We start from the raw sequence: 12,841 nt of genomic DNA, 5'->3' as shown, positions 1-12,841 counted from the left end.
TCTTTTAAAGAGAGTGGTATGCAGAGATATTTCATACTTGATCCTTGCAAAATCTATAAAGTGTGATAGCCAGCTCTGCGATCACCTCTTTGGATATGCCAAGCTCACTGCTTAACTCTTCTAAAAGTGCTTTCGCTCTTGGATTGAGGCTGCTTTCATCCAAAGTGCTTTTCTTACCTTTATGTGTGATTGCTCTCTCCACAGCCTCCATTACATGAAGAGAAGTCTTCTTCTCTTTGGTTGATGATAACTGTTGCCTCTTAGTTTGTTTCTTTTTATTCAAGGAAGCATTGATAATCTCTTTATGCATGATGACTCCTTTGAAGTAGATACTGACGCAACACTTTAAAGAGTGTGACTCTCATTGTCAAGGGCGGAGTTAAATTCAGCAGTTTTTTCGTAAAAAAATTACGAAACGTAACCTTAAGCACCTTGCGTTATTTCTTCTCCTTTCACCGAATTTTTAGCTTTAAACTTATACAAATCTGAATCTACGATTCCCTCATCTTTTTTCTCTTTTAAACGAAATGAATCTCCTAGAATATTGATAATATGGGAGTGATGTAATAATCTATCTAAAATGGCAGTCGTTACCACTTTATCATTGGCAAAGATGCCACTCCACTGACTAAAGACGAGATTGGATGTAACGATAGTTGCACCACGTTCATAGCGTTTAGAGATCACTTGAAAGAAATGATGAGCATCTTCTTTGCTCATTGGGAAATAGCCAATCTCATCAATGACTAATAACGCTGGTGCCATAATGGCTTGACGTATAAATGAATCATAGCGTTTCTCTTTTTTTGCGTTACTCATCTGCAAAATAAGATCAGCTACTGTGATAAATCTTGCTTTAATACGTTTTTGAACAGCTTGATACGCCAGTGCAATAGCCAGATGGGTTTTCCCAACACCAGAGTGTCCAAGAAGGATGATATTTTCATTTCGCTTGATAAACTCTAATGTTGAGAGCTCCTCAATTTGTCTTCTATTTACACCAACTGTGAAATTAAAATCAAACTGTTCAAGTGTTTTAATGGTTGGAAATCCTGCCATTTTTGTCAAAGTAGCACGAGAGCGTACAGCTCTATTGTTTGCTTCGAGTTTGAGTATCTCATAAAGATATTCACCATATTTCCAACCCTCTTTTGCGGCACGATTAGCCATTTCATGATGAACGTCATTAACGGTTGAGAGTTGAAGCTCTTTGCATAACGTTTCGATATGTGTATTTAATGCCATAATATACCTCCTAGCGTATAGGCAGGTAAAACTATATACGCTAACATAGGTATAAATTGATCGTAACTTTGAAGATCACGAGTGGGAATGTGAATAGTTATTCTATTGGATGTTTGGCTATCTTGTGTTACACTTTTAGTGGTGGCTTTGAGCGGGTGTATCCCATGATAAGTCTTAGGCAGAGGAAGCAACTGCAATTGCTCTTCTGCTAACAGATCAAACGGTCTGTGGAGTGTTGTTTGATGTATTCTCGCATTTGCTGTAAAATCTAACCAATCTATGACTGCCGCATTGGCATTTTCTAATGTCATCTTATAGCCCATCAGGGAAAGTCTCACTTTAAACATATTGTGAAAACTGTATCGGAAATAGTGATTAAATCTCTCTACTTTTCCCTTGGTTTGTGCACGATAAGGTTTACAAACTTTTAAAGCCATACCACAATGTTTTTGGGCAAAGTCGCGGAATTGTTCATTGAATTTATGCTTACCATATCCATAAGCATTGCGTTTGGAAATAACCGTCTTCATATTATCATAGAGTGCCTCATGTGGCACACCACCAAAATAACTAAAGGCGTTCATGTGGCATTTTATGAGAGTGTCTACTTTCTCATCCATCACATATTCCACATAAGATGCTCTAGAGTATCCCATAGTTGCAACAAATGCAGATAAATTATCTTTGGGAAATTCAACCCAATCCACTTGCATCTGTTGAGCCTTGTTTGTCTCAAATCTGACAAGTGGTTCTTCGTTTTTTACTTTCTGACGAAGCTCATAACGAAGCATAATATCTTTCATCCACCGAAGACTTCCTCGATAACCAAGTTTCTGAATCTCATCATATATGGATGTATTGGGGATAGAAATACCTAATGCGTGTGCCTCTTCTAGCATTCTTGCTATATTGGGCAGATACGGATCAACCGTTGTCTCTACAGGTTCTCTTTTTATAACAGGAATATAACCCTCTGGCAGCTTCGCATACTTCGCAACGGTATCTCTGTTAATGTCAAGTTTACGTGCAATAGCACTCTTACTCAGACCATCTTTGAGCATCTTATGAATCATTTTTACATCACCTTTTTTAAGCATCTGTCTCCTTTCAATATATTTGAAAAAAGACTTTAGCAGAACTAATCTGCTCATTTAAGCTTTTGGTTGTAAAAACTACTTTTTAGCAGCTTTTTATACTGCCCATTTTAACTCCGCCCTTGACAGCGCTCAATTCCTTCGAGTCTAGCACCACTTTCGTATTGAATCTTGGTAGCAAGTTTGAAAGTAGGATCGGTGATTGCATCTATAAGAGCTTGTGGATCAATATAGGCTCTACAAAAGGTTGGTTCATCGCTTGTTTCTACGACCAGTAGATTTTTACGTGCTTCATCAAGAATTTTTTGACAGATTGAAAAATCATATTCTCTATCTATATTTAAGCTGTAACGTAAACTCTCAAGAGAATATTTTGCATTGAGCTTACGCAAGGCAGTTTCTAGCTTATACAAAGCACTTGAGATGAGTTCCAAGCGCTGTTCGCTAATCTGTTGGTACGCTTTAAAGTACATATAGTGCACAATATGCTTCTCATTCAACTTTTGTAGGTCTTTGAGTGCAAAATGCTCTTTGACATATATACCTAATTCATTCCATACCTCTCGATAGGTTTCAAGCGTTTTGGCATTGGCAACAAAGCCTGTAACTTTTTGCTCACGTTTTGTCATTCCTGGAGAAAAGAGAACTTTTGCAAGTTCTCCTGTTTGATATTGTATTGATCCTCTCATTCTGGTGTCCTCAAAGTAAAACTCTTACCACTATAGTTGCATTTAACATTACCTTCTAAAAATTCCTCTTTGATTTCACCTTTATGCAAATAGTTGTTTATTTCTCGTACGATGATGCAACATTCTAGTTTCGAAAAGCTCTGTACCAAGACAAAGCTATTGGTTTGTTTATCATATACCTCCATGTGAAGATCAGGTTCTTTACTCTTTCCAAAATAGAGCTTGACACCATATCCATATTTTTTATTGAAGATAAAATACTCTTGTTTGCTGCGCAGGCGATTGTGCACAAATGCGATGAAAATTTCATGCAGATGATATATGTAAACACCGCTGACAAGTCTAGTATGATCCCAAAACATAGACTTAATGATGAAATGATCGCGGGATTTTTCAAACAGTTGAGCCTTTAAAATTTTGCCAGAATCGCTAATAGATATAGGAACAATTCTATTTTCTAAAATTTCAATTTTATCGGCAACCAGATAGAGATCGTGCACAATAGGAATAACAACACCTGACATACTAACTCCTTTAGGGTAATTACAATTTGGTATAAAACATAATGCTTTATATACTCATCTTTCGCACCTAAATCCCAGCAATTCTTGAGTTGCACTTCGTAGTGTAGCAATTATACTGGTAAAATCCTTATTGTTCTTTACAATCTCATCAATTTGTGCTATTTTGTCCATTATTTCAATAAACGCTTGCATAGCAATAGAAAGCGTGTAGAGTTCACACTCCAAATCTTTAAATAATCCACCAATGGTTTTTGGCTCATGGCTGATTCTATTGATGTAGCTGACAATATTGTAAGCAAAGAATGAAAGTGTCATTCTAGCAATCAGTGCTTCATAGATTCTATTTTCTTCTTGTCCAAACCCAAAGTATTCTCTGAGCTCTTTATAGCCTTGTTCTATATCCCATCGTCGTTTATAAATCTCAATAATCTCTTCATCATTGAGTTCTAAATCGGTGGAGACAATAGGGATGAGATTGTCGGTGGTTTTAATAAAAACAATTTTGAGTTTCCCTGCATTTTTATGTTCAACAACGGTTGAAAAATAGCTAAAGCGAATCTTCTTGCCATATGTTCCCACTTTGGCATTTTTAAGCTTTTTGTGTTTTTCATACATGGCATTCAGTGTTTTTTCTTTGTCATTAAAGTTCCAAATCTTAGTGTTGTTAGCAATTCTTGAAATGACCTTTAGACCCAAATCGTTCATCTCTTGGATAAAGGCTGGTTTAGAGTACCAACTGTCAACCAGCAAGTAATCAGCGTATATACCACTGTGTACAGCTCTTTTTACCATAGCCAATGCTATCTTAGACTTACCCTCCATAATCTCCATTCTTCGTTTGTAAGCGTTGCAACGGATATCGAGTTCTGTACTAAACTCTTCAACTTTAACGCGGGCATAGTTTCCCATGCTCATTGCAAAATCTATCATAAAATTTGAATAACCATCACTATAATTCAAAGAAACAACATTGATCCCTCTAATGGTTCGCTTCTCTTTATTGCTCCAAAGTCCATCACGACTCCCCTCTATATATTTACCTGTTTTACCCTCAACCGTATCATCCATAATAAAGACTTTTATTGACGAAGCATCTTGGACTTTATGCAAAAGCTTGATGATTTTTAAAGTGCTTAAAGAGAGAAGTTTTCTCCAGTTGTAGCTACTATTTTGCAAAAGTCTGTAGTAGGTGTCTTTTTTAAAACTCTCATTGCTTTGGTGCATAAACGAAGATATCTTTTTATTCATCACCAACATATAGACAAAGTGTAATACAACAAGATAGGGGGCTACGCCTTCTCTTTTCTTTACAAAGTTAGCACGGTGTAAAATACTCTTGATGTTTAAGAGTTGCAGTGTTTGATATATGGGGTTTTTAAGCGTTGTATTTATGGCCGATAGGATCTGTTCTTGAAGATTCATGGATGATATTCTTTATTTTTATTATAGCTAAAAGTGCCTAATATAGGGCTTTAACAGACTTTTTTCATTTGTCAATATGGAGATGGCACTCTTCTAAACGCTCGAAAGAATAGCCTTTTTAGACTATTCTTTTATTGGAATTAGGTGCGAAAGCTCAGTTATATATACTATTCGTTTTGCAATGATTCAATTTTATAAAATGCTGTTTTTTTCCATAGTCATAGCTTTTAAATCTTCGATATTCTGCTTAATAATGGGGTAGAGTTTGCAAAGATAGGTTGTATCAACTTTGAATTTCTTTGATTTGCCAAGATGGAGACAGATTTGCGAATAACTTTTCCCCTCTTTTTCTTTTAATTGATAGATTAATGATGCATATTGATCGAGAAGTTTAGATCGTTTTTTAGCACTTCTTTTCTGAGATGAATCAAACATTTTAAGCTGTAGTTTATTTTTTGCATCTAGGCTATCAAGTTCTTTAGAGTTCTTTTTAGCAGAACCTAGTGTTAAAGTATCATTATATTGTTTCAGAACAAACAGTAATGCTTGGTGATAAAGCATTGAACGATTAAGTCCTTCAGTATTTCTGCTTTTTAAAGTGTAATACTGTTCAAATGTTTTTTCAAGCACTTCCTGTTGGAGAGGCTCTGGCATTCTGGCATAAAAATGCAACAACTGTTTAGAAGAAATTGGTTTCATTGCAGTATCCTTTTTTTAATTGAGATACTACTATTCGTTTTTGTTTTGAAATGAAATAAAAAACGTTGAAAAAAGTGTTGAATTTAGCCATTGAATTAAAAAATGAAATTCAACGGACACTGTTTTTTAGAAGCTCGATAGAGTGGTACTTTTTAGCACTTCAAACTGCTCTTTTCTCTTCATACCAAAACGGGTAAAAATGCAAGAGCATCTTTTTTTGGTGCTATACTTTCATTATCTTCTAATTTAGAGATTCTTGTTATATAGCTACTTAAGCTATGGGTCATGATGCGCAAAGCATACACCCACTTTATATGTACACGAGCTACATATAGAACGCCAACCTTCGTTTAAAAAGGGGATAAGAAACTAACTTATCAAGCACGATGCAATGCTATAAAAGTGCAGATTATATTCAACGATTTATCGGTCGCTACAACCGGAAGTGTAGTAAAAGGTTATTTGAAATGATTCAATTTAGAAGTTTTTGCATGACTAGGTATGTGTTTATTTTACAAGCAATCTAATATGATTTGTGGTGCGTGGTTTGCAAAATCTAAATATTCTTTTGCTGGCTCCATTAAAGCAATTTCATCTTGATAGATTGCCATTAGCTCTTTATTATTAGTAATCATCATCAATGTATTTTTAAATATATCCACATGTTCTTGTGTCAATGCCTTTTCTGATAAACACAGTTGAAAGAAATTAGGGTTCTTTGCTAGACCAACAGCAATATCAAAAATATCTCTTGTATTGCCTTTATGGGCTCGATAGTAAATCTTTTTAACCAAAATTTCTTCAATACCTTCTATGTAAATATCATTAAACTCCCAAATAGAAGTTAAGATACGACCTTGAGGCATTTTTGGTTTTGTTTCAAAAAATTGTATTTTTTCTGTATCTGAAATCAATATTTCAAGGTAGTTGCCAGGAAAGCGTATATCATCACTAATATTCATCTTTTGAATAGCTGCTCTTAACTGTGGTAAACTACCTGACGTTGTAAGAAAAATATCAACATCGGTTGAATAGCGATGATTCCAATAATAAGCACTTAATGCTGTGCCTCCTCCAAAAGAGGCTTGATCGTATACGTTGACTTCTTTTAATACTTGAATTGCATAGCCTAACATTTTTGCTTGAGATGAAAAATCATACATGGCGTGTTCGCGAAAGAGTATTATGAGATACAGTTAGTGCTGAAAATGGTGCTAATGGTGAAGCACTCAACAAATGCAGAAAAGCTTCTTTGGAAACAACACCTTCATTGAAAAGTTCATTGAACTCTTCCTCTTCACATTCACGAACAATTTTGGCAAAGGCCACTCTCTCGCGCGAGGTTAATTTTGCATAACTTTTTTTAGAGAAGAGTTTAAAAATCTCATTGTCACTAAATCGCTCTTCTTGTTTTATATTACGATTTAAAATAATCAGTATTTTTTTAGGAACTTTTTGAGCAATACACGATTCTGCATACGTTGCATCGATATGTTTTAGAAGTAAATAAAGCTTATGTTTTTTATGCGTTGGATTGCTCCACTCTTTAAAGGTGCTTCTTGGAATATCTAAAAGATTAAGTGCTTGTGTTTCTTGCATGGCTAACTCCTAAATGAAATTATAGACTAATATCGGCTATAAAACAATAAGTATAAATGCTAGTTGTCAAATAAAATCTAAAAGAAGGCATAAACTTTTAAAAAAGTGCCCTTCTTTTGAGGGTTCAACAAAACTGTATATGCCTAAAATTGCACTTCGTCTGACACAGGTAAACGGCAGAGATTCTAAAGAGAAGAAATTGTTCTTTTTTACAAACAAAATTTTGGGCCACATTAACAAAAAAGCCATCCTCTCTCTAAACAATATTCTGATACCGAAGGAAGAACGCTCAAATAAAAAAATTCGAGCGTTACACCTAAAAATATGAGGATATTAACGTACAGTAGGATTTTAGTGCAGTAAGCAGTAAAATATGTCTACGCCCAAGTCAATAGTATTATTATTTAGGAACTACTTGTTTAGGGAAGCGTTTGGCTACTTCTTCTTCATTGTATTCATAACCATCTTCTCTATACAGTGCATTTGCTTTTAAATACTCTTTGACCTCTTTAGCATTGTAAGAAAGGATTGTTTTTGGGGCTTCTTTAAAAGTAATAATAAGGAGCCCCTCTTTTACGGTTGTACCCGACAAACTGTCAAGGGCGGAGTTAAAATGGGCAGTATAAAAAGCTGCTAAAAAGTAGTTTTTACAACCAAAAGCTTAAATGAGCAGATTAGTTCTGCTAAAGTCTTTTTTCAAATATATTGAAAGGAGACAGATGCTTAAAAAAGGTGATGTAAAAATGATTCATAAGATGCTCAAAGATGGTCTGAGTAAGAGTGCTATTGCACGTAAACTTGACATTAACAGAGATACCGTTGCGAAGTATGCGAAGCTGCCAGAGGGTTATATTCCTGTTATAAAAAGAGAACCTGTAGAGACAACGGTTGATCCGTATCTGCCCAATATAGCAAGAATGCTAGAAGAGGCACACGCATTAGGTATTTCTATCCCCAATACATCCATATATGATGAGATTCAGAAACTTGGTTATCGAGGAAGTCTTCGGTGGATGAAAGATATTATGCTTCGTTATGAGCTTCGTCAGAAAGTAAAAAACGAAGAACCACTTGTCAGATTTGAGACAAACAAGGCTCAACAGATGCAAGTGGATTGGGTTGAATTTCCCAAAGATAATTTATCTGCATTTGTTGCAACTATGGGATACTCTAGAGCATCTTATGTGGAATATGTGATGGATGAGAAAGTAGACACTCTCATAAAATGCCACATGAACGCCTTTAGTTATTTTGGTGGTGTGCCACATGAGGCACTCTATGATAATATGAAGACGGTTATTTCCAAACGCAATGCTTATGGATATGGTAAGCATAAATTCAATGAACAATTCCGCGACTTTGCCCAAAAACATTGTGGTATGGCTTTAAAAGTTTGTAAACCTTATCGTGCACAAACCAAGGGAAAAGTAGAGAGATTTAATCACTATTTCCGATACAGTTTTCACAATATGTTTAAAGTGAGACTTTCCCTGATGGGCTATAAGATGACATTAGAAAATGCCAATGCGGCAGTCATAGATTGGTTAGATTTTACAGCAAATGCGAGAATACATCAAACAACACTCCACAGAGCGTTTGATCTGTTAGCAGAAGAGCAATTGCAGTTGCTTCCTCTGCCTAAGACTTATCATGGGATACACCCGCTCAAAGCCACCACTAAAAGTGTAACACAAGATAGCCAAACATCCAATAGAATAACTATTCACATTCCCACTCGTGATCTTCAAAGTTACGATCAATTTATACCTATGTTAGCGTATATAGTTTTACCTGCCTATACGCTAGGAGGTATATTATGGCATTAAATACACATATCGAAACGTTATGCAAAGAGCTTCAACTCTCAACCGTTAATGACGTTCATCATGAAATGGCTAATCGTGCCGCAAAAGAGGGTTGGAAATATGGTGAATATCTTTATGAGATACTCAAACTCGAAGCAAACAATAGAGCTGTACGCTCTCGTGCTACTTTGACAAAAATGGCAGGATTTCCAACCATTAAAACACTTGAACAGTTTGATTTTAATTTCACAGTTGGTGTAAATAGAAGACAAATTGAGGAGCTCTCAACATTAGAGTTTATCAAGCGAAATGAAAATATCATCCTTCTTGGACACTCTGGTGTTGGGAAAACCCATCTGGCTATTGCACTGGCGTATCAAGCTGTTCAAAAACGTATTAAAGCAAGATTTATCACAGTAGCTGATCTTATTTTGCAGATGAGTAACGCAAAAAAAGAGAAACGCTATGATTCATTTATACGTCAAGCCATTATGGCACCAGCGTTATTAGTCATTGATGAGATTGGCTATTTCCCAATGAGCAAAGAAGATGCTCATCATTTCTTTCAAGTGATCTCTAAACGCTATGAACGTGGTGCAACTATCGTTACATCCAATCTCGTCTTTAGTCAGTGGAGTGGCATCTTTGCCAATGATAAAGTGGTAACGACTGCCATTTTAGATAGATTATTACATCACTCCCATATTATCAATATTCTAGGAGATTCATTTCGTTTAAAAGAGAAAAAAGATGAGGGAATCGTAGATTCAGATTTGTATAAGTTTAAAGCTAAAAATTCGGTGAAAGGAGAAGAAATAACGCAAGGTGCTTAAGGTTACGTTTCGTAATTTTTTTACGAAAAAACTGCTGAATTTAACTCCGCCCTTGACAGTTTACACTCTAAGGACAATCCATAAGGGAGTGCATTAATACTGGTGACCTTAGTAAATTTACCCTCTACAAAGGTTTTTGTTAATTCCTTATCCTGACTTTTAGCAATTAACTCTTGCGGAGTCTCTTTTTTAGATAACATATTTCCAACGTCTTTAGGACTTGGAATAAACGTGCCACTATCAGAATAACTTGAAGCACACCCACTTAATACAACCGCCATACTCAATGAAACGAAATGCCCCCAATACTTCATACCTATTTCCTTTTATGTAAAATCACACATTTCCTCTTAAAGACTCTTCTAAAAATAATATTTTAAAGCACAGTATATAGTTTTAAATATATTCCTATGGAGAGTATCTCCATAGAGGATTGAAGGAAAACTATAATCAAACTAACCTTATAGAAAAATTATCTATAGGGATAAAAATGTTACAAATTCCGAATATTGTGACAGAAGAAGAGGAAGAAGCCTTTTTTAGAATGATTTCAAGGAATGTAAAGCGTCTTCGTAAAGAAAAAAAGATGAGTCAGCTTGAAGTGGCACTCTCTATTGGGCAAAAGGCTCCTGGCTTTTATGCCAATATGGAAAACTATGCACATGGAAAGCATTTTAATATCTCACATCTGTTTAGACTCTCTAAACTCTTTGATGTGTCTGTGGAGGAGTTGTTTAAAGAAGCGTAATTATTGTCTTTAGATTAAATGCAACAAACCGAGATAGGGATGAGCTAGTGCAAAGATGTAAAAAGTGTTTTTATTTGAGGATTTTAAGAGAATTGGAAATGGCTAAAATTGCCCTTCGTCTAACACAAGTTTTGTTCTAGAAAATAAATATACAGAATTTTAAAGTGAAGACTCTTTTTCTACATCCGCAATAATTCGATTAATGGCATCCAAAAGAGGTTTGATGTCATTTTGGCACACATCATAAACTGCTTCTGCATCCAGATCAAAATAGTGATGTGTAATAATATCTCTCATCCCTTTGACAGCTTTCCAATCAATCTCAGGGTAATTTTTAAGAAGTAAATTGTTGGTAAGTTTATCAATATGTTTAAGGCTCTCACCAATGGCAATAAGTTGCATACAAAATGCATCGAGTTTTTCAAGTCCCTCATCAGTTATTAGAAAATAATCCAAATTAGGAACTTTTGCGAAGCGAAGTAAGATTCTTTCTGCTGAGTTTGCAATCTGTTTTAGTGTCTCTATCACTAAAATGGTATTAGACATAAATAGCTTCTTGTGTAATTTGCTGTTTTAAAAAAGGATTCATTGTATCTCTAAGGCGAATAACATCAACAGGTGTTTTAAAGCTCTCTTGTAATTCTTGGCGAATAGCTGAGAGAGTTAAGAGATTTGGTTTATCGAGCTGAACAATGACGTCAACATCACTTTCATTCGTTGCTGTACCTTTTGCATAGCTACCAAATAAACCAATTTTAGTGACAGAATATTTTTGATAAAGCTCATCTTTATGCGTTTGTAAAAAAGATAAAATATCTTCACGACTCATACCTGCCTCCTTTAAAATTAATTAGCTATATTATAACACATTCATAACTAGTCACTTCATTGTTAGAGATATGTTCATAAATTATGAAATATTTTATGAACATATACTAATATTTTATAATAGTATAATAGCGTTAATAAACAACTATTTTTCTATTTTTGCCATCCTGAGCGCTGCCATTTTTATAAACTTGCCAATGGTCATACCATAACTATTCGCAGCCGATTCAACAAGTGCTAGTTCGCTTGGGCTAAAGTAAGTAGCGAAGCGATTCTCTTTAGCATGTTCACACTCAGGTTTTCTAGGACGTCCACCTTTTTTACGTTCACTCTCTGCAAAAGTAGAAGTCACTGTTGTTTTTGCTTTTCCCAAAATAGAATCAATCGATTTCTTTTCAGCCATGGTGATTATTCTCCTTTAAAAAGATCGAGAATTGTTTTATACTGACGGTACACTGTTTTATAAGCACTTTTTGAAAGAGGTGTTTCATGATAAAGCTCAGTGAGACTCAAACCTGTTTCAATAGTATTTTTAAAGGCTTTAGAAAGTCGAAGCTCAAAAAATTCTAAATTATCAAAATGCTGATTAATAGCACTTTTCACTGTCTCAAAATCACTCTCTTTTTCTGTCTTTGTGACAACAATAAAAAGATTCTCATTCAAAGGTTGAATCTCTTCAATGGTTTCAACAGTACGAAGGATAGAATTATAATCATTGGATGTTGGAATTAAAATAGCAGCGCTTGCTTTTAGAATAGGAAGGACACCTGATGATACAAATCCTCCAAAGTCATACACACAATTTTCAATAATCTCAGGGTTTGATGAGATCTTTGCCATATCGGGGTAAATGGATTCAATGACTGAATTATCATTAGACTGTAAGTAATAGCCGAGATCTTTAGCTAGAGAAAATGAGATAGGTGTTTTACCTACACCACCTTTTTTATTGATAACAGAAATAATCATATATAACCTTTTAATAGTGTTATTTAACTGTTATATTATAGTTTAATATTGATTTTTTATCAAGAATTACTTTTGTCCAAAACCGATTTTAAAATAGCATCAACCCTTTCTTTAGAATGAAGATATTTGTTTTGTGAATCACCTATTACCCATTTATCAATTTCAATTCTATCAAATAGAAGTTTGCCTTTTTTATGAAAATGAATGCCTTCAACAAACTCTTCATCTCTTAATTTATAAATATGATCAGCTGAATATCCAAGGTAGTTCCCAACTTCTTTAACATTCATTCAACGCTTTGTTTCAAAGTTAGCTAAATTTTTTTCAATCAACTTGAGTTTTTCTAAAATCTCTGGCAAAAGAGATAAATGTTCTAATGCCACGTT

The 12,841-nt window shown here is 34.8% G+C and carries 18 protein-coding genes; 3 read left to right on the top strand and 15 right to left on the bottom strand.

What is annotated here, in order from left to right:
- Window positions 1-31 precede the first annotated feature (31 nt).
- The 9 genes from SDEL_RS04830 to SDEL_RS04790 all read right to left on the bottom strand — a co-directional run bounded on the left by SDEL_RS04830 (window position 32) and on the right by SDEL_RS04790 (window position 7,272).
- On the bottom strand, window positions 32-310 hold the full coding sequence (locus SDEL_RS04830; RefSeq protein WP_012856734.1) for a hypothetical protein: 279 nt from the start codon (window positions 308-310) through the stop codon (window positions 32-34).
- Window positions 311-423: 113 nt separating this feature from the next.
- Window positions 424-1,245, bottom strand: a complete 822-nt coding sequence (istB, locus tag SDEL_RS04825) for an IS21-like element helper ATPase IstB (protein WP_012856717.1) — start codon at window positions 1,243-1,245, stop codon at window positions 424-426.
- On the bottom strand, window positions 1,236-2,342 hold the full coding sequence (gene istA / locus SDEL_RS04820) for an IS21 family transposase (RefSeq protein WP_012856716.1): 1,107 nt from the start codon (window positions 2,340-2,342) through the stop codon (window positions 1,236-1,238). The genes istB (SDEL_RS04825) and istA (SDEL_RS04820) overlap by 10 nt, the downstream gene beginning before the upstream one ends.
- Window positions 2,343-2,449: 107 nt before the next feature.
- Window positions 2,450-3,028 carry a hypothetical protein gene (locus SDEL_RS04815; protein ID WP_012856733.1) on the bottom strand — a complete coding sequence of 193 codons (579 nt, stop codon included), beginning with the start codon at window positions 3,026-3,028 and terminating at the stop codon, window positions 2,450-2,452.
- Window positions 3,025-3,552 (bottom strand): hypothetical protein, encoded by a 528-nt coding sequence (locus SDEL_RS04810; protein ID WP_012856732.1) that lies wholly within the window; start codon window positions 3,550-3,552, stop codon window positions 3,025-3,027. Before SDEL_RS04810 ends, SDEL_RS04815 begins: the two co-directional genes overlap by 4 nt.
- Before the next feature lie 54 nt (window positions 3,553-3,606).
- Window positions 3,607-4,974, bottom strand: a complete 1,368-nt coding sequence (locus tag SDEL_RS04805) for an IS4 family transposase (protein WP_012856485.1) — start codon at window positions 4,972-4,974, stop codon at window positions 3,607-3,609.
- Between the two features lie 192 nt (window positions 4,975-5,166).
- Complete coding sequence (locus SDEL_RS04800; RefSeq protein WP_012856731.1) at window positions 5,167-5,673, bottom strand: hypothetical protein; 507 nt, start codon at window positions 5,671-5,673, stop codon at window positions 5,167-5,169.
- A gap of 512 nt (window positions 5,674-6,185) precedes the next feature.
- Window positions 6,186-6,809, bottom strand: a complete 624-nt coding sequence (locus tag SDEL_RS04795; RefSeq protein WP_223295847.1) for a nucleotidyl transferase AbiEii/AbiGii toxin family protein — start codon at window positions 6,807-6,809, stop codon at window positions 6,186-6,188.
- A gap of 19 nt (window positions 6,810-6,828) precedes the next feature.
- Window positions 6,829-7,272 carry a hypothetical protein gene (locus tag SDEL_RS04790; protein ID WP_012856729.1) on the bottom strand — a complete coding sequence of 148 codons (444 nt, stop codon included), beginning with the start codon at window positions 7,270-7,272 and terminating at the stop codon, window positions 6,829-6,831.
- Window positions 7,273-7,991: 719 nt separating this feature from the next.
- Here SDEL_RS04790 and istA (SDEL_RS04775) point away from each other — a divergent pair.
- Complete coding sequence (gene istA / locus SDEL_RS04775; RefSeq protein ID WP_012856727.1) at window positions 7,992-9,098, top strand: IS21 family transposase; 1,107 nt, start codon at window positions 7,992-7,994, stop codon at window positions 9,096-9,098.
- A complete protein-coding gene (istB, locus tag SDEL_RS04770; protein ID WP_012856717.1) occupies window positions 9,089-9,910 on the top strand; it encodes an IS21-like element helper ATPase IstB in 822 nt (273 codons plus the stop codon). Before istA (SDEL_RS04775) ends, istB (SDEL_RS04770) begins: the two co-directional genes overlap by 10 nt.
- Before the next feature lie 20 nt (window positions 9,911-9,930).
- Here istB (SDEL_RS04770) and SDEL_RS04765 read toward each other — a convergent pair whose 3' ends face one another.
- The gene (locus SDEL_RS04765) at window positions 9,931-10,224 is read right to left on the bottom strand and encodes a hypothetical protein (protein ID WP_012856726.1); all 294 of its coding nucleotides are present in this window, start codon (window positions 10,222-10,224) and stop codon (window positions 9,931-9,933) included.
- 176 nt (window positions 10,225-10,400) lie between these two features.
- Here SDEL_RS04765 and SDEL_RS04760 point away from each other — a divergent pair, with 176 nt between their 5' ends.
- The gene (locus tag SDEL_RS04760) at window positions 10,401-10,658 is read left to right on the top strand and encodes a helix-turn-helix transcriptional regulator (protein ID WP_012856725.1); all 258 of its coding nucleotides are present in this window, start codon (window positions 10,401-10,403) and stop codon (window positions 10,656-10,658) included.
- Between the two features lie 159 nt (window positions 10,659-10,817).
- On the opposite strand, the gene SDEL_RS04755 is transcribed toward SDEL_RS04760, so the two are convergent.
- From SDEL_RS04755 to SDEL_RS04735, 5 genes are all read right to left on the bottom strand, one after another.
- Window positions 10,818-11,204, bottom strand: a complete 387-nt coding sequence (locus SDEL_RS04755) for a HepT-like ribonuclease domain-containing protein (protein WP_012856724.1) — start codon at window positions 11,202-11,204, stop codon at window positions 10,818-10,820.
- Window positions 11,197-11,487 (bottom strand): nucleotidyltransferase family protein, encoded by a 291-nt coding sequence (locus tag SDEL_RS04750; protein WP_012856723.1) that lies wholly within the window; start codon window positions 11,485-11,487, stop codon window positions 11,197-11,199. Before SDEL_RS04750 ends, SDEL_RS04755 begins: the two co-directional genes overlap by 8 nt.
- A 144-nt stretch (window positions 11,488-11,631) precedes the next feature.
- On the bottom strand, window positions 11,632-11,889 hold the full coding sequence (locus SDEL_RS04745; RefSeq protein ID WP_012856722.1) for a hypothetical protein: 258 nt from the start codon (window positions 11,887-11,889) through the stop codon (window positions 11,632-11,634).
- A 5-nt stretch (window positions 11,890-11,894) separates the two neighbouring features.
- On the bottom strand, window positions 11,895-12,455 hold the full coding sequence (locus tag SDEL_RS04740; protein WP_012856721.1) for a ParA family protein: 561 nt from the start codon (window positions 12,453-12,455) through the stop codon (window positions 11,895-11,897).
- A 59-nt stretch (window positions 12,456-12,514) separates the two neighbouring features.
- Window positions 12,515-12,745 (bottom strand): MerR family transcriptional regulator, encoded by a 231-nt coding sequence (locus tag SDEL_RS04735; RefSeq protein ID WP_012856720.1) that lies wholly within the window; start codon window positions 12,743-12,745, stop codon window positions 12,515-12,517.
- Window positions 12,746-12,841 lie beyond the last annotated feature (96 nt).

The organism is Sulfurospirillum deleyianum DSM 6946, from assembly GCF_000024885.1.
GTDB classification, from domain to species: Bacteria; Campylobacterota; Campylobacteria; order Campylobacterales; family Sulfurospirillaceae; genus Sulfurospirillum; species Sulfurospirillum deleyianum.
Note: the sequence above shows the minus strand (reverse complement) of the source record. Positions and strands in the feature narration are given on the sequence as shown.